This is a genomic window from Catenulispora pinistramenti (assembly GCF_018274385.1).
GTDB classification, from domain to species: domain Bacteria; phylum Actinomycetota; class Actinomycetes; order Streptomycetales; family Catenulisporaceae; genus Catenulispora; species Catenulispora pinistramenti.
Map to the genome: position 1 here is coordinate 1 of NZ_JAAFYZ010000185.1, position 22,241 is coordinate 22,241.

The window sequence follows — 22,241 nt, forward strand, 5'->3', positions numbered from 1 at the left end:
GTACTTGCCCATCTCCCGTCCCCAGCCGCTGGCCCCGAACCCGCCCCACGGCGCACCGCTGTCGGGGATCGGCAGCATGTTGACGAACACCGCCCCGGCGCGGATGTCGGCGGCCAGGCGGTGCGCGGTCGCCAGGTCCTTGGTCCAGACCGCGGCCGCCAGGCCGTATTCGGTGTCGTTGGCGCGCGGGACCAGCTCCTGCGGGTCGTCGTAGGCCAGTACCGGCAGCACCGGACCGAAGACCTCGTCTCGGGCGATGGACATCTCGTCCCGCACGCCGGCCAGTACGGTCGGGCGGAAGAAGTTCCCGCGCTCCAGGTTCCGGTCCCCGTCTGCGCGGGTACCGCCGGTGACCAGCTCGGCGCCTTCCTCGACGGCCCGGCGCACGCAGCCGTCGACCTTGGCCAGGTGCTCGGCGGTGACCAGCGGGCCGAGTTGGGTCGCCGGGTCCAGGCCGTTGCCCAGGCGCAGTCCGGAGGCGGCGTTCGCGAGCTTGTCGGTGAACTCGTCCACGCGGCGGCGGTCGACGTAGAAGCGGGTGTAGGCCGCGCACACCTGGCCGCTGTTGAGCAGGCCGCCCTGCAGGTTGCCAGCGACGGCGGCGTCGATGTCGGCGTCGGCGGCGATGATGCTGGGCGCCTTGCCGCCGAGTTCGAGCGTCACGCGCTTCAGGTTCGCCGCGCTGCCGCGCACGATCTCCTTGCCGACGGCGGTGGAACCGGTGAAGGAGACCTTGTCGACGCCCGGGTGCCCGACCAGCGCGCGCCCCACGTCCGGCCCGCCGGTCAGCAGGTTGACGACACCGGCCGGGATCCCGGCGCGCTCGATCAGCTCCACGAGCCGCACGGTGGTGGCGGGGGTCTGCTCCGCGGGCTTGACGATGACCGTGTTCCCGCAGGCCAGCGCCGGCGCGATCTTCCACGCCGCGATCATCAGCGGGAAGTTCCACGGCGTGATCAGCGCGCACACCCCGACCGGTTCCCGCCGCGTGTAGTGCAGCGTGTTCGGGAACGAGACAGGGGCCACCGCGCCCTCGATCTTGGTGCACCACCCGGCGTAGTAGCGGAAGTGCTCCGCCGCGCCCGCGACGCTGACATCGCGCGCGACGCCCAGCGGCTGCCCCTGGTCGCGGGTCTCGAGCTCGGCGAGCTCGGCGGCGTGCGCCTCGATGAGGTCCGCGACCCGCCACAGCAGGCGCGCCCGCTCGGCGGCGGTGATGCCGGCCCACGCGGGGTCGGCGAGCGCGCGGCGGGCGGCGCTCACGGCGGCGTCGACGTCGGCGGGGCCGGCCTCGGCGAAGGTGCCGACCAGCGCGCCGGTGGCCGGGTCGAGACTGGGGAAGTACGAGCCGCCGGCGGCGGGTTCGGCCCACGTGCCGTTGATGAACAGCCGGGCCTGTGTCTGCTCCATGCTCCGATGCCCCATTTCGTGTACGGGTCCTCTGGCGTCGCCTTCAGCGTCGCAAGCGGCCGTGCGCGGGGCTTGTCCGTCAGCGAACAGCCGTTGACGGGCGGCGCTCAGTACTGCCGGTCCGCGCTCAGTACTGCTGGTCCGAGCTCAACACTCCCGGTCCGCGCTCAGTACTCCCGGTCCGCCACGCTGAGCGTGATCTCTCCCGTGGGCTCGCTCGTCAGCCGATACTCCCGCGGGCTGGCCCCGTACGCCGACCGGAAGATCCGGCTGAAGTGTGCCGCGTCGGCGAAGCCCCAGCGCGACGCGATCGCCCCGACCGCACGGTCCAGTTGCAGCGGGTCGCGCAGGTCGCGGCGGCAGTGTTCCAGGCGGCGGTCGCGGATCCAGCAGGAGACGGTGGTGCCTTCGTCCCGGAACAGTTTGTGCAGGTAGCGCGTGGAGATGAAGTGCGCCGCCGCCACGGTGTCGGGGCCCAGGTCGTGGTCGCCGAGGTGGCTCTCAATGAACGAGGTGATACGCATCATCAGCGCTCTGCGTCCGGAGTCGGGGCAGGGGGCCTCGATTTCCAGACGGTCGGCGACCAGGGTGACCAGCAGGTCGACGATGTTGTCCGCCAGCCGGACGCTGCCGGGTGTCTCGTACTCGTCCAGGTGGTCGGCCAGCCGCATCAGCAGCGGCGACACCAGCGCGCCGACGCCCTGGCGGCCCGAGACGCGCACCGCCGTGATGCGGCCGACGTCCTCGGGTGCGACGCGCAGCAGGCGGCGGGGGAGCATCAGCACCAGCTGCCGGTAGCTGTCGTCGAAGGCGAGGGTGTAGGGGCGGGTGGTGTCGTAGATGGCGAAGTCGCCGGGCGTGAGCGGGGCCTCGCGGCCGTCTTGGGTCAGGACGCAGTAGCCGCGCAGTTGCAGGCCGAGCTTGAAGTAGTCGTGGTCGGAGGCGGCGATCGCGCGCGGGGTGCGGTGGATGGTGTGGGCGTTGGCGTCGATCTCGGTGACCTGGAGCTCGCCGAGGTGGATGCTGCGCAGCCGGCCGTGGAAGTCGTCGGTGCCGGGTTCGGCGCGCAGCGGCACGAAGGCGTCGCAGACGACGCTGCGCCAGAACTCGAAGCGCTCGGTGGCGGGCAGGTCGGCGGTGCGCAGTGCCAGGGTCATGGGCGTTCCCGGGGTCAGTGCTGCTGGAGGGTCCACGCTGCTCCAGCCGGGGCCGGTAGTCAATGAAGATCGCCGATCAGGCGGGGGATTCGGTGGCGGCCGGCTCCCCGGGGGCGAGGCAGGCGTGGGCGGCCAGGCGGCCGGCGCGGGTGCGGCCGGTGAAGACGAAGGAGGCGGCGAACCCGATGACCAGTACCGCGAGGGCCGCGTAGGGGGCGTAGATGGTGGGGGCCGTGACCTTGTAGATCGAGCCGAAGACCGCGCCGCCGGTGACCGCGAGTCCGAGCAGGCAGGCGACGGCTTTGCGCCACAGCGCCGTGTCGATCACCGGCGACAGGACCGCCAGCGACAGCAGCGCGTAGGTGACGGCCAGGCCGAAGGCGCCGAAAGCCGACAGCCAGGAGTACATCGCGAAGTAGTGCGGCAGTCCCGGTGTGGCGAACAGGCCCGACCAGGCGGCGGTGAGCACGATCCAGACCGCGTAGACGACGACCACGACCGCGTTGCCCGCGCTCGGCGTGCCGCGCCGGGCCGAGACCCGGGCCAGCGCCTTGGGCATCCGGTGGTCGCGGGCCATCGCGAACACGCCGCGCGCCCCGGACACCGACACCCCGATGTAGACGGCCGTCATGTCCAGCAGCACGATCAGCTCCACCAGCCGGCGGACCGCCACGGCTCCCATGCCGCCGGCCGAATGCGGTCCGGCGAGCACGGTCACCAGCCCGGCCGCCGGAGCCGGCGCGTTCCCGTTGGCCTGCCCGACGGCGTTCAGATCGAAGTGGAAGCCGACCACCTGCGCGTAGCTGCCCAGCAGGTAGAACCCGAACGCGGCGAGGATCGCGAACAGCACGGCGCGCGGCACGTCCCGCTTCGGATGCTCGCTCTCCTCCGCGACGTTGGCCGCCGCCTCGAACCCGGTGAACAGCAGCACCCCGTAGAGCACGCCGAACAGCACACCGCTCCAGTGCGTCGGGGAGCTGGACGGCTTGAACGCCTTGAAACTGTTGGCCGATCCGGCCTTGACGATGATGTAGAGGAAGAACACTGTCATCACCGCCAGCGAAAGCATCGCCAGCACGAACTGCGCCCGCGTGGACAGCTGCACGCCGAGGTGCAGCACCACCGCGAGCAGCACCAGCAGCAGCACGTTCCAGCCCCAGCCCGGCAGCACGGAGTGCCCGAACTCGGCCCGCAGCAGGTCGTGGATCGTACCGCCGAGCAGCACCGCGATCCCGGCGCCGAGGACGATGATCCCGGCGTAGTAGACCCAGCCGGCCGCGACCCCCACGCGCTCGCCGAGCCCTTCGGCGATGTAGTCGTACAGCGAGCCCGCCGACTGGATCCGCTTGGTGAACTGCACGACCGTCCAGCCCAGCCCGAGCATCCCGACCGCGGCGATCACCACCGCCAGCGGGGCGGCGCCGCCGGCCCCCTTGCCGGAGGCCGTGATGATCCCGGCGACCAGCGGGACGATCGCCGCCACCGAGAACACCGGTCCCATGAAGCCGACCGACTGCGCGACGACGTCGAGCAGGCCGAGCTTGCGGCCGTTGCCGAGCTGTTGGTATCCGGAACGTGGTTGCTGCGTGGTCACTGCTGCTCCTCTGGCCGGGGACGAGTGAGGGGACAAGCGAGGGGGACAAATGAGCCGGGACAAGTGAGCACAGTGTGAGCGGGGTCCGCGACGGGTTACTTGTCCAGGAGCGCTCAGGAGTTGTCGGGGAGCGACAAGGGTCCGGCGTTCGCCCGGCGACAACGGGTGTGCGTTGCCGGACAAGTGCCCGGCGCGCAGCTTGACCAGACTCGGTTCCATGACCGACAAGCACGTGTTCCTCGTGACCGGTGCCGGAAGCGGCATCGGCGCGGCGACCGCACGCCGGCTGGCCGCCGACGGGCATCGGGTCGTCGTCGCCGGCCGCCGCCGGGAGCCGCTGGCCGCGATCGCCGCCGGGACCGGGGCGCTGGCCGTGGCCGGTGACCTGGCCGACGCCGCGGGAGCGGACGCCCTCGTGGCCGCGGCGCTCAAGGCCTACGGCCGGATCGACGGACTGGTGCTCAACGCGGGCGTGATGATCCCCGGCGCGCTCGGCGAGACGTCCGGCGACGACTGGGACACGGTGTTGCGCGTCAACCTGACCGGCCCGGCGCTGCTGGCCAAGGCGGCGCTTCCGGCGCTGCTCGCCGCACGCGGGGCGGTCGTCGCGGTGTCCTCGGTGGCCGGGTTGCGCGCCCCGACCGGGGCCAGCGCCTATGCGGTCGCCAAGGCCGGTCTGATCATGCTGATGCAAACCCTCGCCGCGGACTACGGTTCCGCGGGCCTGCGGGCCAACGCGATATGCCCCGGCTGGGTCCGCACCGAGATGGCCGATCGTGAGATGGACGCCTTCGCCGGTCAGGTCGGCGCGCGCGACGCTGGTGAGCCCGACGCTGGTGAGCCCGGCGATCGCGAGCGCGGCGATGGCGAGCGCGCTGCCGGCGGGTCCGGCGTGGACGAGCGCGCCGCCGCCTACGAACAGGTCACGCGCCTGGTGCCGCAGCGCCGCGCCGCCGACGCCGCGGAAGCGGCCGAGGCCGTGGCCTGGCTGCTGTCCCCGGCCGCCTCCTACGTCAACGGCGCCGTACTGCCGGTGGACGGCGGCGCGACCGTCGTCGACGTCGGCACCAGTGCCTACGGATTCCACATCGAGCCGCGCGGCTGAGCAACGGAGAACCCTGATGCCCCACCCCCTGGGAACGCGGCCCGGCAAGGTCGTCGCGGTCCATCTCAACTACCGCGGCCGTGCCGCCGAGCGCGGCCGGATCCCGGATCAGCCCTCGTACTTCCTCAAGCCCGCCACCTCGCTGGCCGGGTCCGGCGACCCGCTCCTCCGGCCGCGTGGCTGCGAGCTGATGGGCTTCGAAGGCGAGATCGCGCTGGTGATCGGCGAGCGCGCGTACCAGGTCCCACCGCAGCGGGCCTGGGAACACGTCGCGTGGGTGACCGCCGCGAACGACGCCGGGGTCTACGACCTGCGCTACGCCGATCGCGGCTCGAACCTGCGTTCCAAAGGCTCCGACGGCTTCACCCCGATCGGCCCTCGGCTGCTCGACGCGCGCACCATCGAACCCGACGCGCTACGTCTGCGGACCTGGGTCAACGGCGAACTCGTCCAGGACGACACCAGCGACACGCTCCTGTTCGACTTCGCCCGCCTGGTCGCCGACCTGTCGCGGACCATCACCCTGGAACCCGGTGACGTCATCCTCACCGGCACCCCCTCCGGGGCGAGCGTCGTCGAACCCGGAGACGTGGTCGAGATCGAGGTGACCGGCGGTGCCCAGAGCACCGGCAGGCTGACCAACACCGTGGTCGAGGCGGATTCCGCACTGGCCGGATACGGCGCGATGCCGCAGGTGCTCGCCGAGGACAAGGCGGCTGCGTTCGGCGTCGCCGTCGTGCCGACCCTGACGGTCGAGCGCCGCGCCGCCCTGACCGGGATCTCCGTGGCCACGCTCGCCTCCCAGCTGCGCAAACGCGGCTTCAACGGCTTCTTCGTCGACGGAGTGCGGCCCACGCGTCCGGAGCTGAAGATGGTCGGGACTGCTCGAACCCTGCGTTACCTGCCCCTGCGCGAAGACCTGTTCGCCCGCTACGGCGCCGGCATGAACGCCCAGAAGCGCGCCATCGAGTCGGTCTTGCCCGGCGAAGTGCTGGTGATGGACGCGCGCAGAGAGGCTGACGCCGGCACCCTCGGCGACATCCTGGCCCTACGCGCGCTCAAACGGGGAGCAGCCGGCATCGTCACCGACGGCGGTCTGCGGGACAGCGCCGCGGTGTCAGGGCTCGATCTCCCCGTCTACTCCTCGTCCGTGCACGTCGCGGTCCTGGGACGCAAACACGTGCCCTGGGATACCGACGTCCCGATCGCCTGCGGCAACACCCTCGTCCAGCCCGGCGACGTGCTGGTCGGGGACGCGGACGGCGTGATCGTCCTGCCGCCGCACCTGCTGGACGAGCTCATCACCGACGCTCGGGAGCAGGAACTCCAAGAGGCGTTCATCACCGAGCAGGTGGCCGCCGGGGCCTCGGTCGCCGGTCTGTACCCCCTCGGCCCGGACTGGCAGTCGGCCTACCGGGCCTGGCTTGACCAGCGCATCGACAATCGGATGGAGAGCCCGGCATGAAGTTCCGCTCCGACCCCCGGCAGATCCGCGGCTCTCTGGCCCCGGTCGTCACGCCGTTCACCGACGACGGCGCCTTGGACCCGGAGGGACTGCGGACCCTGATCCGCTGGCAGCTGGCCTCCGGTTCGCACGGTATCTCCATCGGCGGTTCCACCGGCGAGCCCGGAGCGCAGAGCACCGAGGAACGTATCGAGGCGATGCGGGTCGCGGCCGAGACCATCGCCGATCAGGTGCCCTTCCTGCCGGGCACCGGCTCGGCGAAGCTCGCCGAGACCCTCGAACTCACCTCGGCCGCCCGCGACCTCGGAGCGGACGCGGCGCTGATCATCACGCCCTACTACGCCCGCCCGACGCAGGAGGCGCTGTATCGCTGGTACGCGACGGTCGCCACCGAGTTCCCGGACCTGCCGCTGATCGTCTACAACGTCCCCTCCCGCACCGCGGTCGAGATCGAGCCGGGCACCGTGGCCCGGTTGTTCCGCGACTTCGACAACATCGTCGGGATCAAGGAGACGACCAAGGACTTCGAACACTTCTCCCGGACCTACCACGCCTGCGGTCCCGAACTGCTGATGTGGTCAGGCATCGAGCTCTTGTGTCTACCTCTCCTCGCGCTCGGAGGCGCCGGGTTCGTCTCCGCCCTGGCCAACATCGCTCCGGCCGCGGTGGCACGGATGTACGAACTCTGGGAAGCCGGCGACCAGGACGGCGCGCGCGACCTGCACTACCGGCTGCACCCGCTGGTCGATCTGCTGTTCGTGGAGACCAACCCGGCCCCGGCCAAGTGGGTGCTCAAGGACGCCGGGCTCCTCAGGTCCGCCCACGTGCGACCGCCGCTCATCGAACCCACCGATACCGGCCTGGCCAAGATCAAGGCCCTGCGAGCCGCCGGTGCCGACCTGCTCGAATTCCCCGCGTAGAGGACCACCCATGACTTCCATCCCTGCCGACCTGCCCAAGACGATCGGCCACTGGATCGGCGCCGAACTGGTCGAATCCGCCGACGGCCGCACCTTCGCCAACGCCGACCCGGCGAGCAACCTCGTGTACTGCGACGTGGCCTCCGGCGGTGCGGCCGACGTCGCCTTGGCCGTCACCGCCGCGCGCGCCGCGTTCGAGATCGGCCCCTGGCCCCGCATGAGCCCGCGGGAACGCGGCCGGGTGCTGCACCGGATCGCCGACGCCATCGAGGCCCGCGAGGACCGGCTCGCCACCTGGGAATCGTTCGACACCGGGCTGCCCATCACACAGGCCCGCGGCCAGGCCCGGCGCGCCGCCGAGAACTTCCGGTACTTCGCCGACCTCGTCAACGCGCTGCACGAGGACGCCTTCCGCACCGCCGCGCAGATCGGCTACGTCGTGCGCAAACCGATCGGCGTGGCCGGGCTCATCACCCCCTGGAACACGCCGTTCATGCTGGAGAGCTGGAAGCTGGCCCCGGCCCTCGCCGCCGGCTGCGCCGTCGTGCTCAAACCGGCCGAGTTCACCCCGCTGTCCGCGTCGCTGTGGCCGGAGATCGCCGAGGAGGCCGGGCTGCCGGCCGGCGTGCTGAACATCGTGCACGGCATCGGCGAGGAGGCCGGCGCCGCGCTGGTCGAACACCCCGACGTGCCGCTGATCTCCTTCACCGGCGAGACCACCACCGGGCAGACCATCATGCGCTCCGCCGCGACCGGTCTCAAAGGCCTGTCGATGGAGCTCGGCGGCAAGTCCCCGTGCGTCGTCTTCGCCGATGCCGACCTGGACGCCGCCGTGGACGGCGCGCTGTTCGGGGTCTTCTCCCTCAACGGCGAGCGCTGTACCGCCGGCTCGCGGGTCATCGTCGAGGCGTCGATCTACGAGGAGTTCCTCGCCCGTTACGCGGCCCGCGCCGCACGGATCCGCGTCGGACCTCCACAGGATCCTGACACCGAGATCGGCGCGCTGGTCCACCCCGAACACCACGAGCGCGTCCTGGGCTACGTCGCCTCCGGCATCGCCGAAGGCGCACGCCTGGTCGCCGGCGGCGCGCGCCCCGACGCCCTCCCGGACGGCAACTACCTGGCCGCCACGGTCTTCGCCGACGTGACCCCGGCCATGCGCATCTGGCGCGAGGAGATCTTCGGGCCGGTCGTCGCCATCGCTCCCTTCGCCGATGAGACCGAGGCGATCCGGCTGGCCAACGACACCCGCTACGGCCTCGCCAGCTACGTCTGGACCTCGAACCTCAAGCGCGGCCACCGGGTGGCCCAGGCGATCGAGGCCAGCATGGTGTGGCTGAACTCGCACAACGTGCGGGACCTGCGGACCCCGTTCGGCGGCGTGAAGGCCTCCGGGCTCGGTCAGGAGGGCGGCGCGCACAGCATCGATTTCTACACCGACTCGCAGATCGTCTCGGTCGCGCTCGGCGACACCCACGTCCCGCGCTTCGGTGCCGCTCCTGAGGAAGAGGACTGACATCCCATGGCCGAGACCCCGCCACCGCCGGACGTCGTGCGCTCCGCGTACGCGCAACTGGCCGTCACCGATCTGGACGCGGCCCGCTGGTTCTGGGTCGAGATGCTGGGCTTCCATGTGCAGTGTCAGACCAAGGACAGCCTGTATCTGCGCGGCACCGACGAGCTCACGCATCACTCGCTGGTGCTGCGGCGCGGCGACATCGCGGCCCTGGACCACATCGCCTACCGGGTCCGGACCCCGCAGGACGTCGATCGGGCCGAGACCTATTTCCGGGCTCTGGGATGCCAGGCCCGCCGGATCCCCGGCGGTCGCGGGACGCGCGGGATCGGCGATGCGGTGCGGGTGGTGGACCCGCTCGGGTTCCCGGTCGAGTTCTTCTACGAGATCGAACACGCCGAGCGGCTGATCCAGCGCTACGACCTGCGGCGCGGCGCGGAGATCGCGCGGCTGGACCACTTCAACATCTGCACCCCCGACATCCCCGCCGCCTACACCTATTACAAGGGTCTGGGATTCGGCTGCTCGGAGACCATCGAGGGTGACGAGCACGAGCTCTACGCGGCCTGGATGTACCGCAAGCAGACCGTGCACGACGTCGCCTTCACCGGCGGCGCCGGACCCCGGCTGCACCACCTGGGCCTGGCCACCCACGAATCGCACCAGGTGCTGCGCACCGCCGACCTGTTCGGCGCGGTCCACGCCGAGCACCACATCGAGCGCGGGCCCGGCCGGCACGGCGTCTCCAACGCCTTCTACGTCTACCTGCGCGACCCCGACGGGCATCGGGTGGAGATCTACACATCCGACTACTACACCGGCGATCCGGACCACGAGACGTACCGCTGGAACATCCACGACGACCGGCGCCGGGACTTCTGGGGCAACGCGGTCATCGAGTCCTGGTACAAGGACGCCTCCCCGGTCCTGGACCTCGACGGGGTTCCGCGACCCGTCACCGACACCATCCTTGACGAGTCCGCGGACGCCACTCGGGTCGGCGCGGACGGGCTCGGCTGACCCCTGTCCTTATAACTGAGGAGAAGAGCACCTGATGACCACCTACGAACAGGACTACCTCGCCTCCGATCTGTGGCCGACGCTGAACGTCCTCGACAACAGCGGGTTCGCCGCCTACAACATCCCCGAGACCCCGGTCCTGGACGGCCGGACCCTCACCCTGCGCCTGGATTCCGCTGATGAGGTCGCGGTGCGTTTCGTCGGTGGGGGACAGGTGGAGCTGCGGGAGGGCTCGGCGGCAAGCGTTCATCGCGCCTCGGTGAAGGAGGTCGACCCGGGCCTGTTCCTCGTGCACTTCGTTCGGGCCGATGACGAGAAGCACGCTGTGGTGTTGGTGCTGGACCTCAGTGCCGGTGTCGCGACCGTCGTGCGCAGTTCCATCGTCACCGGCTCGGCCAAGGGCGGGCTCTTCGCCGCCGAGGAGGTGGTCGGAGGCGTCATCAACGGCGCCGCCGACCTCGCCGAACGACACCGGCGCAGCGCCGAGCTGGTCGGCCGCCGAGTCCAGTACGTATACGGCCCCGACAACGCCTACGAACACATCTATCTGCACGAGAACGCCTACGCCTGGCACTGCCTGGCCGGCGCCGAGAAAGGCCTGGCCGACGTCGACCGGGCCCGCGTATGGAAGATCCGCGAAGACATCTACCTGCTCACGTGGCAGGAGAAGGTCGTGCCCTGCGACGGCATCGTCATCCTCAACTTCCGCACCAACCAGTCCACCGGCCGGATCTGGGGCCACGACACCGACGCCGGCACCACCAACGCCATCGCCATGGGCGCCCGCGCCATCATGCTGAACCACACCCCCCACGACCCGGCCACGTGGACGGCCTGAGCCGTGGACCTGCGACTGGCCGACCGGGTGGTGGTCGTCACCGGCGGCGCCTCGGGGATCGGCGCGGCCTGCGTCGAGGCGTTCCGCGCCGAGGGGGCGCGCGTCGCGGTCGTGGATCGCGAGCCGTCGGCGCCGTGGCCGGTCGACGTCACCGACGAAGCGCGGGTGGCGGCGGCGCTCGACGCCGTCGCCGCCACGCATGGCGGCATCGACATCCTCGTGTGCTGCGCCGGGATCTCCGGCCCGGTGGGTACACACGTGCCCGAAATCGCAGTGCGGGACTGGGATTCGGTGATGGCGGTCAACGCCCGGGGTGCCTTTCTGAGCGCCAAGCATGCCGTGCCGCATCTGCGCCGGGCCGAGGCCCCGAGCATCGTGCTGCTCGCGTCCGACTCCTCGCTGCTGGCCTCCGAGGGCATGGCGCCGTACTGCGCGTCCAAAGGCGCTGTGCTGATGCTGGGGAAGGCGCTGGCCACCGACCTCGCCCCGGACGGGATCCGCGTCAACTGCGTGTGCCCCTCGATCGTGGACACCCCGATGTCGCGCGCAGACATGGGATGCGAGGACGGCTTCGACGGCGTGGGTTACCCGGTGCAGGCCGCCGCCGAGGTCGCCGCGCTGGTGGTGTTCCTGGCCTCGCCGGTGGCCCGACCGGTCAACGGCACGCACCTGCTTTCGGACTTCGGTATGGCCGCCAAGTCGGGATTCCCCATGGACTGACACGCTTCCCGTGGGACGCCACCGGCGTCGGACGACGGGTCGGGTGACCCGCCGGCCGACGCCGGGACGAATTCGTACTGCTGCCGGTATCGCTGAGGAACCCTAACCCGCCATGGCGGTGCCCAGGGTGTTGAGCGCCTTCTGCACCAGGGCCTGGGCCTTGGAGTTCAGGTTGGAGTTGGTGCCGTCCACGACCCAGTCCTTGCCGGAGAACATCACCACGGTCACGCCGTTGTCCACACCGCCGGTGGTGCCGCTGCTGGGTATGCCGAGCAGCTGCGCCGCCTTGGTGGACGCCTCGCCCAGTTCGCGGGAGTCGTTGTCCGAGGTGGTCTGGTTGTTCGCGGTCTGGGTGTCGCCGAAGATCGAGCCGATGACCTTGCCCTTGTAGAAGATCAGCGCGAACTCACGGCCGGACATGCCGTGTTCCTTGTAGAAGAAGTGCGGGCAGGGGGTCTTCTTGTCCCAGCAGTCGTCGCCCAGCACGAAGAACGGCACGTGGTGCGCGGCCAGCTGCTTGCCGTTGCTGTCCTGGAACGTCGTGGTGCCCTCGTGGTCGGGGTCGGGATCCGGGTCGCTGCCGTCGTCGTCGATGGCCATGCTCGAGGTGTACGTGAACACGCCCTTGGTGGGCTGGTACACGTTCACGTTCATGTCCCGGGTCATGGTGTTGATGTGCGGCTTGGTGTTGACCTTGGTGGCCGACGTCGAGTTCTTCTTGATGTCCGCCAGCACCTGGGCGGCGGTGTAGTCGGTGCCCGAGGCGGCGACCGCGTTCGCCGTGAGCGTGTGGTGGACCGGAGCGGCGTGGGCGCTCGCGGCGGCGAACTGGGTGCCGAGTGCGAAGGCTGCGGCGGCTGCCACAGCGAAGCCGGTACGGATCGATGACATGGGTGTGGGGCCTTCCGTCGATCGTCAGTAAACTTTCTTAACGAGAATCGAAGCACCCTTGCCGCGGTTGCGCAATCATCTCCTCAAGATCATCTTTAAGGAATTTTCACGCGCCTCGAACGAGCGCCGCCCGGCCGGGGATCCCGCCTCGGGCGGCGCTCGTTCCTCACGCTGTGCCAAGTGCTGGTCAGGATGCTGCGAAGGACCATTCACTCGCGGTCCCGGACGGAGCGCTCTGGACGACGATCGCCCCGTCGCCGCTCCCGGAGACCGTGGCGACCAGGCCGCTGGTCTGGTTCTGCAACCGGTAGTAGCCGTCCCCGGCCGGGACCAACTGCCAGTGTTCGTTGCCGACGCCGATGTCGGTCCACTGCTCCAGCTGGTTGCCCGAAGCCGTGGATCCGTAGGTGTCGTCGAGCACCTTGCCGCTGTTGGGGCTGACCAGTTCGACGTAGCCGCCGCCGACCGATCGCACCGTCCAGCGCTCCCACGGGTCGCCGAGGTCGGCCCACTGGTCGACCTTCGTGCCGTCGGCGGTGCTGCCGCCGGGCACCTCCAGATCCAGGCCGCTGCCCCGGTTGACGAGGGCGTACGTGTGGTTCGGGGCCGGGGCGGCGACCAGTTTCCACGCCTGCTCGGACGTGCCGAGGTCGGTCCACTGGATGACCGGCGTGCCGTCCGCGGTGCCCGCCGCGGCGGCCGCGGCCACCAGGGAGCTGGATCTGTTGATCAGCGTGACGGTGCCGTCGGGGTTCTGCCGCGCCTGCCACTGTTGGTTCGCGCCGCCGTTGTCAGCGGCCTGATCCAGGACCGTCCCGGCGCCGGCCGAGGAGCCGGGGTCCTCCAGCAGGCTGAAGTCGTTGCGGTTGACGACCTTGACGTAGCCGCTGCCGTCGCCGACCAGCGCCCACTGCTCCCAGGGCGCGCCGGTGTCAGTCCACTGATCCACGTTCGTGCCGTCGGCCGTGTTGCCGCCGGGCACCTCCAACACCTTGCCGCTGTTGGCGTTGCCGACGCCGCTCCAGAGCTGGCCGTAGTCCTGGCCTGTCGGGGCGATCGTCAGGTTGTCGAACTGCGCACCCTGATAGCCGCCGGTGCCCAGGCCGATCTGGCCGTGGCTGTAGGCGGAGTCGGTGGCCGAGCCCAGGGTGGTGCCGTCCAGTGCGGCGGTGATGGTCGTGCCCTGCACCGTGAGGGACACGTAGTGCCAGCTTCCGGTGCCGAGCGCCGAGACCGTGCCGCCGGCCAGGGTGGTGCGGCCGTTCGTGACATTGTTCTTCACGATCGACCAGGTGCCGTCGCTGCCGACGATGACGTAGTAGCCGTCGAGGTCGGCCGGGTGGCCGCCCTGGGCGTCGACGCGGGCGATCAGCTCGGCGCTGCCGGCCTGCTCGAAGTAGACGTCGCTGGCGACCGTGTAGTCGGTCCAGTCCACGTCGCCGAGCAGTGCGTACGGTTCGCTGTCGTCGTTCCACTCGATCGGCTTGGACTGCGCCATCTGCCGCACGCACATGCCGGAGCGGCCGGCACACGGCACCGTCTCGAACGCGCCTTGCTGGTCGGCGAGGTAGCGGGCCTCCTTGCCGGTCGCGTACTCGTCGAAGTTGTCGCTGTAGGGCAGGGCCATGGTCGCGCGGGCATTGCCCACGGCGGTGCCGTGGCCCTGGACGGTGGTGGTCGTGATGCTGTAGACCCGACCCGGCCGGAGGGTCAGCGTGTAGGTGCCGCCGCTCGGGGTGATGTCAGGGGCCTGAACCATGTACTCGCCGGTCGTGAAGTCGCTGGACCACACGTGCACGGTGCCGGTCGACAGCCCGCCGGCCACGGTCATGGTGACGGTCTGCGCGGCCGGGGCGTCCAGCGTCTCGAAGATGGTCGAGTAGTCGGTGCCGTTCGGCGCGGCCAAGGTGTCGTAGCTGCCGCTGTGCGGGTCGCCGTTGGTACCGCTGCCGCTCAGGTATCCGGATGCGCTGTCGATGTAGTGCCAGCCCGGCGCGGTGAACTGTGTGGTCTGGGCCGTCGCCCACAGCGCCGACCCCAGTTGGTAGGACCCGGCCCACGGCTGGTTCGCCAGCATCAGCCCGGTCTGGGACCAGGTCTGGTCCGGGTAGATCGAGGCGACCGGCGGCCAGTTGATGTACGCCGTCATCTTCCCGTCGATGTAGTCCCGGTTGATCGCCCGCGCCACGGCCGGCCCGGCGTTCAGGTCCTCCGAGCCGTTCTCGCTGGCCCACAGGTTCTGCTTCAGGCTCTGCGCGGCCGCGGGGCTCTGGCATGAGGTGTACTCCGACAGGTAGCCGCACGGGTAGTGCATGCCGACCGTGGCGACGGCGGCGGAGAAGGCGGGGTCGGACGCCAGGTCGTTCGCGATGCCCCAGTCGAAGCTGTCGGCGGCGATGATCTTCGTGCTCAGGCCGGCTTTGACCAGCGCGGCATGGAAGTTCTCATACCAGGTCTTGTCGTAGTCGCGCTCGTTCCAGCCGCCGATGCTGTCGATGGTGAATCCGTGGTCTGACTTGGCGTGCTCGATCCAGTCGACGTAATAGTTGATCATGTCCGTCGACCAGAAGTACGGCTGACCGGGGTTGGGGTTGGCCGGGTCGTCGACCCCGACCCAGCCGGGGGCTCCCCAGGCCAGCGCGACGAACTTGATGTTCGGGTCGCGGGCCTGGGCCTGTCCCATCAGCCACCACTCGTAGCCGCGGTTGTAGTCGGCGTCGTTCGCGGTGTGCTGCGCGCTGGGCTCGGCGCCGTCGGTGGAGTTGGTGTCGCCGCCGACCTCGACCTTCAGGATCTGCAGGTCCGCGCCGTAACCCGGTTTGAACAGATAGTCGAGGATCTGCGAACGCTGCGGTTCGGGGTAGTCGAACAGCAGCCGCGAGTTGGCGCCGGCGCTGAGCGCACCGACCCCGTCGAAGGTCCCGCCGCTCTGCGTGCCGTCGACGGTGATCGAGGTGACGTCCGCGTGGGCGGGGGCGGCGAACGTGCCGCCGGACAGGAATCCGGCGGCCAGGAGTACTGCGCATCCGGCGGCGAGCAGCCGGAGCCGATGTCGGATCATGGCGGCCTCTCTCGGGGCATGGGCAAGTCTGGGGCAGAGGGCCCCTATCGCAATAGGCTGACCTGGCATCGTCATCATCGTTCAGCGTCCGCCGCAGGCAAAGGGGTTCCATGCACATCCGTCGCCCGCACATCTGGGCCGTCGCGGCCATCACCGGGGCCGTGGCCGCCGGTGTGGTCGCCACGATGGCGAGCGCCGCGCCCGGCAAACCCGCCGCAAGCGCGGTCAGCTACCTGATCCCGACTGTCTCGACGGCGGCCACCAACCTCGCCGACGGGCTTTCGCTGGCTGTGAACGTCGGCGGCGGGCCGACCCGAGACGTTGAGGTTGACACCGGTTCGCTCGGGTTCGTCATCGCCCGCGGTGCCCTCGGTCCCGGCGCGGTGGACACCGGCAAGGCCGGCTTCATCGAGTACACCAGCAGCGGGAAGATCCTCTCCGGGGAGTACTTCCTGGCGGCCGTCAGCTTCCAGCGTCCGCAGGGCGCCGTGGCCACCGTGCCGATCCGGGTCCTGGGGGTGACCGCCAGCAGCTGCGCGAGCGGCTACCCCGGCTGCACGCCGGACAGCGACATCAGCAAGGTCGGCATGCTCGGTGTCGGATACAGCGAGTACGCCAAGACCGACAGCCCCGGCCCCACCTCCGCGGACAACGCGTTCCTCCAGCTCGCGGCGATGCGCAACGGCCAGGCGCAGCCCGGCTACATTGTCACCCGCGGCGGCGTCACCCTCGGTCTGACCGCGCAGCAGATCGCCTCGTTCCACACCGTGCACCTGGCCTCGGCGCCGCCGCCGAGCGGCACAGGCTCCGACATCGAGTCGATGCCCGGCTGCTTCGCCTTCCCGGACTACGGCGACACCTCGCACTGCGGTTCGATCCTGTTCGACACGGGGATCAGCAAGATGATCGTCGGCCTGCCGACCGCCGACCGGCCGGCGCCGATCGCCACGGCCATTCCCGACGGCACCCGGATCAAGGTCGGCACCCCGAACCTGACCGGCCCGGCCTTCGGCTACACCACTACCGTCGGCGACCCCGGCGATCCCATCGCGCCGCTGGGGAACCCGGCCGCGTCATGGGCCCACGACACCGCGTTCGTCAACACCGGCCGGGAACTGCTTGCCGCGTATGACTATCTCTACGACGCGGTCGGTCGGCAATCCGGCTTCAGAAGCGATCCCAACTAGGGGATAATCCATATCCAGTCGCCGGTACCAGGCGACGGGAGGGCCAGCCGTGCGTTTCGCCATACTGGGGCCGACGACGGTCGACGACGGGGTCGGGGTGACCGAGCTGCCGTCGGGCATCCCCGAGGCGGTGCTGGTCGCGTTGTTGCTGAGCAGCCCGCGCACGGTCCAGCTGGACGCCCTGGTCGACGCGGTGTGGGCCGACCGGCCACCGGCGGCCGCCGTCGATTCGCTGCGCAACCATCTGAGCCGGCTTCGCCGGTTCCTGGGGCCGGTGACCGCCGAGCGGCTGACCACCCGGCCCTCCGGCTACCTGATCGATCTGGACGGTGCCTCCTTCGACGTCGCCGAGTTCCTGGCGCTGTCGCGACAGGGCCGACGGTCGGCCGCCGAAGGCGCGTGGGCCGAGGCGTCGGCGTCGTTGACCGCCGCGCAGGTGCTGTGGCGGGGCGAGCCGCTGGCCGGCCGGTCCTTCGGGCTGGACCTCACCAGCAGGCTGCACGGGTTGCGGGAGGAGCGGTTGCTGGTGCAGACGGTCCGCATCGAGGCGGATCTGTATCTGGGGCGGCATCAGGAACTGGTCGGCGAGCTGTCGGACTTGACGGCGACCCAGCCGCTGCACGAACCGGCCTGGCGGCAGCTGAGCCTGGCGCTGTATCGGGCCGGACGGCAAGCTGACGCGTTGGACGCCCTGCTGCGGTCGCGGAACCTGCTGGACGAGCAGTTGGGTCTGGATCCCTCACCTGAGCTGCGCGAGCTGTATCAGCGGATCCTGAATCAGGATCCTGCGCTGGATGCGGGCTTCGGCCAGGGCTCGGCCGGGATCGCGACGCCGGTGTCGGGTCCCGCGGACCTGGTGCCGCGTCCCGCAGATCCGGTGTCGGGTTCGGCAGATCCGGTGTCGGGTTCCGCGGATTTCACGTCGCAGCCCGCTGCCAAGGACGAGCCGCAGCCGATGGCCGAGGCGGGCACCGGCGCGGTCGGGGTCGCCCAGCTGCCCGCCCTCATCAGCGATTTCACCGGCCGCGACGAGCAGATCGGGTTCCTGTCCGACGCGATCGCGGCCCGCTCCGGCCGAGCCGGTCAGGTCCCGGTCGCGGTGATCACCGGCGGGGGAGGCCTGGGCAAGACATCACTGGCCGTCGCCGCGGCGCACCACGTCTCCGGCCTGTTCCCCGACGGGAGCCTGTTCGTCGACCTGCACGGCATGGACGCCACGACGAAAGACCCCGCCGAGGTGCTGGGGCAGTGGCTGGTCGACCTCGGCACGCCCGCCGGATCGGTGCCGGTGGACGCCGAGGCCCGGCAGGCGCGATTCAGGAGTCTGACGCACGCCAAGCGGCTGCTGGTCGTCGTCGACAACGCCCGCAACGCCGCGCAGGTGCTGCCGTTGCTGCCTGCCGCATCCGGCAGTGCCGTCCTGGTCACCAGCCGATCCCGGCTGGCCGAGCTGCCGGCCGCGGCCCGGCTGGACCTGAAGCCGTTGTCCGGGACCGAGGCTCTGAGCATGTTGGAGGAGTTGGTCGGCGCCGAGCGGTTGGGCGCCGAGCCGGAGGCGACCGAGGACATCCTGCGGGTGTGCGCCGGCCTGCCGCTCGCCTTGCGCATCGTCGGCGCCCGGCTCCAGGTCCGCAGCTCCTGGCCGGTGCACACGCTGGCGACCCGGCTGGACGACGAACGGCGCCGCCTGGACGAGCTGAGCATCGGCGATCTGGCGGCCCGGGCCAGTTTCGAGGTCGGCTTCCGGAGCCTGCCGCCCGGCCCGCACCCGGAATCGGCGCCGGCGACGGTGTTCACGCTGCTCGGTCTGGTGACCGGGCCGGACATCACGGTGGACGCGGTCGCCGCCTTGGCGGGCATCGCGATCGGGGACGCTGAGGCGGCCTTGGACGTGCTCATGGACGCGCACCTCGTGGATAGCGCGAGCCCCGGCCGCTACCACCTGCACGACCTGTTGCGGGACTTCGCACGCGAACTCGCCACGCCGACAGACGGGGAGGCAGAGGACTCCGAACGCGTGTCGACGCGGTCGGCGGCGCTCACCCGACTGGTCAACTGGTACTGCCACGCCGCCTCGGCAGCCGCCGACCAGTTGGCGACCCGGACCGCGGACTGGGACCTGTTGACCAGGGTTCCGGTGGCCGCCGTGGTACCGAGCTTCGCTGATCGGGAGGCGGCCTGGTCCTGGTTCGGCGCGGAGTCGGCCAACCTCCAGGCCGCCGTGGTCTGCGCCGAGGCGTATCTGCCGGGTTCGCAAGCATGGGTGCTCGCCTCCCAACTCGTGCTGTTCGCCAGTCAGAGCAGGCGATGGGCGGAGATGGCGGCGACCTTCACGGTCGCATTGCGATGCGCGCGGCGGGTAGCGGACCTGCTGGGTCTGGCGCGGATTCTCAGCGTATTGGGTTACGCGCTCGGCCACCTCGAGCGTTACGACGAGGCGTTGGAGACCGCTCGCCAGGGGGTCGAGGCCGCCGAACGGGTCGGTGACCCGAAGCTGCTGATAACCGCGTGCAACTGTTACGGATGGCTTCTGTTGAAGGCCGAACGTCCCCGAGAGGCCGTGACGCAGCAAGAGAAGACCGTCGCCGCGTTGCGGGAGATCAACGAGCCCGAGCAGATCGCCGCGGGCCTGGCCGATCTCGCCGAGGCGCTGGCAGCCTGCGGCGAGCACCAGGCGGCCGTCGGGTGTCTGCAGGAGGCCCTGCTGCTGGCCCGCAAAGCCGCCACGCCCTATATCGAGGCGAGCATCTTGAACGCCTTGGGCGCGGCCCACGATGTCAGCGGAAGCGGCGCGGAAGCCGTGTCCCTGCTGACCGACGCCGCGCGGCTGCGCGGTGCCATCGATGACCGGGCCGGGCAGGGTGAGAGTCTGCTGCGGTTGGCCCGGGTGCTGGCGGGCCTCGGACGCTCGCCGGAAGCGGCGGCGGTCTGGAACCAGGCGTCCGCGCTGGTCGACGAGCTCGGCGGCGAAGACCTGGCCGAGCTGCGCGCGGACGTCGAGCAGACCGTGATGGCGGCCACCGAGCAGGCGGACTGAATCAGGGTTCGTGCCTCTCCTTCGGGGTCTTACAGACCCCTGTGATGTCGGTGTTGCGCCGGTGATAGTCGCTGCCGCGATTCTGGGCCCACTGCTCCGCTCGCGTCCGACCCGACATCCAGAGGACGGCTTGACCATGCGAACACTTCGAAGACTTCATCGACCATCCGCGACCGCGGTGACGCTCCTGCTCGCGGCGGCGACGGCCGGTGCGATCGCTGTGGCGCCCGCTTCAGTCGCCGCCGCGAGCCCGGCGGGCTGGCAGGAGAACCTGGCTCAGGCCCACTCCGACGACGTGAACACGGCCTGGACCGGCCACGCTCTCGATATCCGGAATGCCCACGCCACCACGGCGCACAGTTCGGTCGGCTACGCCATGGACACCTTCCCGGCGCATCCCCTGTCCGCCGCGACGAATCAGTTCACTGTCACCGCTGGCGAGCAGCAGCCCTCCGGTACCCGTATCGAGGTCGATATCAGGGGCCAGGCTGCCAACGGCTCCTGGACCGAGTGGACTCCTGCGGTAGCCGGTGGCGCGACTCGGCTTCCGGCTTCGGCGAAGCTGGTGCAGACCCGGGTCACGCTATGGGCCTCCGCTTCCGGGGCGACCCCGAGCGTCAGCGGTATCGCGGTGATCGCGGACCCGTCCCTCACGGCGGCTGTAGCTGCTCCGAACGCCACTACGACCCCGTTGTCCTACAAGGTCTACGCCACCGATGAGGGCTTGGTCGGCGGCACCACAGCGAACGGCCACGTGATCCAGCCGAACGACCACTTCGTGGCGCTGCCGTCCGGTTCGGCATTGTCGCCGCAGGGCTCGGGGGAGTACTCGGTCCAGGTCTGCGGGCCGGTGCGGTGTGAGACCGCGCCGGTATGGGACGTCGGCCCGTGGAACATCCACGACAACTACTGGGACAACCCGCGCGCCGAGTTCACCGACCTGCCGCAGGGCGAGCCGGAGGCCCAGGCCGCTTACGACAACGGCTACAACGGCGACAAGTCCGATATCGGGTCCACGATCGTGAACCCGGCCGGTATCGATCTGGCCGACGGCACTTTCGCCAACATCGGCCTCACCGACAACGGCGACGTCACCGTCACCTACCTCTGGACCTCCGGCGGCACCCCGCCGCCGCCCGCGGTGTACTCGCAGGGCAGCGGCGGCCGGGTCGCCACCGGCGTGCACGCTGACGGCCGGGCCGAGGTGTTCGCGGTGACGCCGTCCGGCGGGATCCAGAACAAGTACGAGACCTCTGCTGGCGGCGCGTGGTCGGGCTGGAACGGCTTCGGCCCTTCCGGCACCGCGGTCGCGGTGGCCGCCGGCCGCCATGCCGATGGTCGGCTGGAGGTCTTCGCCGTCATGAGCGACGGCTCGATGCAGAACCGGTATGAGACCGTCGCCGGTGGCGCCTGGTCCGGCTGGAACTCCTATGCACCCGCGGGAACCGCCAAGGACGCCGTTGTCGGTGTCCATGCCGATGGACGCTTGGAAGTGTTCGCAGTGACACCTTCCGGCGGCGTCCAGAACAAATACGAGAAGGTCGCTGACGGCGCCTGGTCCAGCTGGAACGGCTTCGGCCCCAGCGGCACGGTCGACGCGGTCACGGCGGCGCGGCACCTCGACGGCCGCCTTGAGGTGTTCGCCGTCATGACGGACGGCTCAATGCAGAACCGGTATGAGACGGTCGCCGGCGGCGCCTGGTCCGGCTGGAACTCCTACGCTGCCGCCGGCACGGCCAAGGGCACCGGGTCCCCTGGCGTCGACGCGGCCGGTGCCCACAAGGACGGTCGGCTTGAGGTGTTCGCGGTGACGCCTTCGGGCGGCATCGAGAACAAGTACGAGACCGCCGCGGACGGAGCTTGGTCCGGCTGGAACGGCTTCGGGCCTTCTGGCACCGCGACTTCCGCGACGGTGGTGCGGCACTCCGATGGTCGGCTGGAGGTGTTCGCGGTTATGAGCGACGGCTCGATGCAGAACCGGTACGAGACCGTTGCTGGCGGTGCGTGGTCGGGCTGGAACGGCTTCGCTCCGGCGGGGACTGCTCATGTGTAACTGCTCAGGTGTGACTGCTCACGTGTAACCACTAGCCTGCTGCTTGACCCTAGCAACGTCTGCATATACCAGGCGCACGCCTTCGACGAGGCGACGGGGGTTTTCGGGGTGGGAGTTTGTGGGCCGGGTTGCGGTTGGGGTGTGGGTTGAAAGGCGATTTTTAGGCGCTTCTGACCTATGTGTGGGTCACGGAGTGTGGCGGGAGTGGGGCACGCCGTCTCTGGCCTAGGGTTTTGGACTGTCTAGGTTCAAAACAGCAGGTTCGGA

At 70.3% G+C, this 22,241-nt stretch carries 15 protein-coding genes; 10 read left to right on the forward strand and 5 right to left on the reverse strand.

Annotated features, from left to right (window positions below; all coding sequences use genetic code 11):
- The 3 genes from KGQ19_RS36480 to KGQ19_RS36490 all read right to left on the reverse strand — a co-directional run.
- The coding region (locus KGQ19_RS36480) for an aldehyde dehydrogenase family protein (protein WP_212017873.1) at positions 1–1,410 on the reverse strand (1,410 nt) is incomplete at its 3' end.
- Between the two features lie 167 nt (positions 1,411–1,577).
- Positions 1,578–2,567 (reverse strand): AraC-like ligand-binding domain-containing protein, encoded by a 990-nt coding sequence (locus KGQ19_RS36485; RefSeq protein ID WP_212017875.1) that lies wholly within the window; start codon positions 2,565–2,567, stop codon positions 1,578–1,580.
- Positions 2,568–2,643: 76 nt separating this feature from the next.
- Complete coding sequence (locus KGQ19_RS36490; RefSeq protein ID WP_212017877.1) at positions 2,644–4,161, reverse strand: APC family permease; 1,518 nt, start codon at positions 4,159–4,161, stop codon at positions 2,644–2,646.
- Positions 4,162–4,378: 217 nt separating this feature from the next.
- Between KGQ19_RS36490 and KGQ19_RS36495 the strand changes: the two genes are divergently transcribed.
- From KGQ19_RS36495 to KGQ19_RS36525, 7 genes are read left to right on the forward strand one after another with little or no spacing between them, the layout of a single operon-like run.
- Complete coding sequence (locus KGQ19_RS36495) at positions 4,379–5,266, forward strand: SDR family NAD(P)-dependent oxidoreductase (protein ID WP_212017879.1); 888 nt, start codon at positions 4,379–4,381, stop codon at positions 5,264–5,266.
- 16 nt (positions 5,267–5,282) lie between these two features.
- On the forward strand, positions 5,283–6,731 hold the full coding sequence (locus tag KGQ19_RS36500; protein WP_212017881.1) for a fumarylacetoacetate hydrolase family protein: 1,449 nt from the start codon (positions 5,283–5,285) through the stop codon (positions 6,729–6,731).
- Complete coding sequence (dapA, locus tag KGQ19_RS36505; RefSeq protein WP_212017883.1) at positions 6,728–7,651, forward strand: 4-hydroxy-tetrahydrodipicolinate synthase; 924 nt, start codon at positions 6,728–6,730, stop codon at positions 7,649–7,651. The genes KGQ19_RS36500 and dapA overlap by 4 nt, the downstream gene beginning before the upstream one ends.
- Positions 7,652–7,661: 10 nt before the next feature.
- Positions 7,662–9,167 carry a 5-carboxymethyl-2-hydroxymuconate semialdehyde dehydrogenase gene (gene hpaE, locus KGQ19_RS36510; RefSeq protein ID WP_212017885.1) on the forward strand — a complete coding sequence of 502 codons (1,506 nt, stop codon included), beginning with the start codon at positions 7,662–7,664 and terminating at the stop codon, positions 9,165–9,167.
- A 6-nt stretch (positions 9,168–9,173) separates the two neighbouring features.
- The gene (gene hpaD / locus KGQ19_RS36515) at positions 9,174–10,187 is read left to right on the forward strand and encodes a 3,4-dihydroxyphenylacetate 2,3-dioxygenase (RefSeq protein WP_212017887.1); all 1,014 of its coding nucleotides are present in this window, start codon (positions 9,174–9,176) and stop codon (positions 10,185–10,187) included.
- A 34-nt stretch (positions 10,188–10,221) separates the two neighbouring features.
- Positions 10,222–11,025: a MoaF C-terminal domain-containing protein gene (locus KGQ19_RS36520; protein ID WP_212017889.1), complete on the forward strand. Its 804-nt coding sequence runs from the start codon at positions 10,222–10,224 to the stop codon at positions 11,023–11,025.
- Between the two features lie 3 nt (positions 11,026–11,028).
- A complete protein-coding gene (locus KGQ19_RS36525) occupies positions 11,029–11,745 on the forward strand; it encodes an SDR family NAD(P)-dependent oxidoreductase (RefSeq protein WP_212017891.1) in 717 nt (238 codons plus the stop codon).
- Positions 11,746–11,847: 102 nt separating this feature from the next.
- Here KGQ19_RS36525 and KGQ19_RS36530 read toward each other — a convergent pair whose 3' ends face one another.
- On the reverse strand, positions 11,848–12,636 hold the full coding sequence (locus tag KGQ19_RS36530; protein WP_212017893.1) for a glycoside hydrolase family 75 protein: 789 nt from the start codon (positions 12,634–12,636) through the stop codon (positions 11,848–11,850).
- A gap of 187 nt (positions 12,637–12,823) precedes the next feature.
- Positions 12,824–15,697 (reverse strand): RICIN domain-containing protein, encoded by a 2,874-nt coding sequence (locus tag KGQ19_RS36535; protein ID WP_212017895.1) that lies wholly within the window; start codon positions 15,695–15,697, stop codon positions 12,824–12,826.
- Positions 15,698–15,807: 110 nt separating this feature from the next.
- Here KGQ19_RS36535 and KGQ19_RS36540 point away from each other — a divergent pair, with 110 nt between their 5' ends.
- The 3 genes from KGQ19_RS36540 to KGQ19_RS36550 all read left to right on the forward strand — a co-directional run bounded on the left by KGQ19_RS36540 (position 15,808) and on the right by KGQ19_RS36550 (position 21,974).
- Complete coding sequence (locus KGQ19_RS36540; RefSeq protein ID WP_212017897.1) at positions 15,808–16,884, forward strand: hypothetical protein; 1,077 nt, start codon at positions 15,808–15,810, stop codon at positions 16,882–16,884.
- A gap of 49 nt (positions 16,885–16,933) precedes the next feature.
- Positions 16,934–19,921 carry an AfsR/SARP family transcriptional regulator gene (locus KGQ19_RS36545; RefSeq protein WP_212017899.1) on the forward strand — a complete coding sequence of 996 codons (2,988 nt, stop codon included), beginning with the start codon at positions 16,934–16,936 and terminating at the stop codon, positions 19,919–19,921.
- 178 nt (positions 19,922–20,099) lie between these two features.
- Positions 20,100–21,974 carry a PLL family lectin gene (locus tag KGQ19_RS36550; RefSeq protein WP_212017901.1) on the forward strand — a complete coding sequence of 625 codons (1,875 nt, stop codon included), beginning with the start codon at positions 20,100–20,102 and terminating at the stop codon, positions 21,972–21,974.
- The last annotated feature ends 267 nt before the right edge of the window (positions 21,975–22,241 follow it).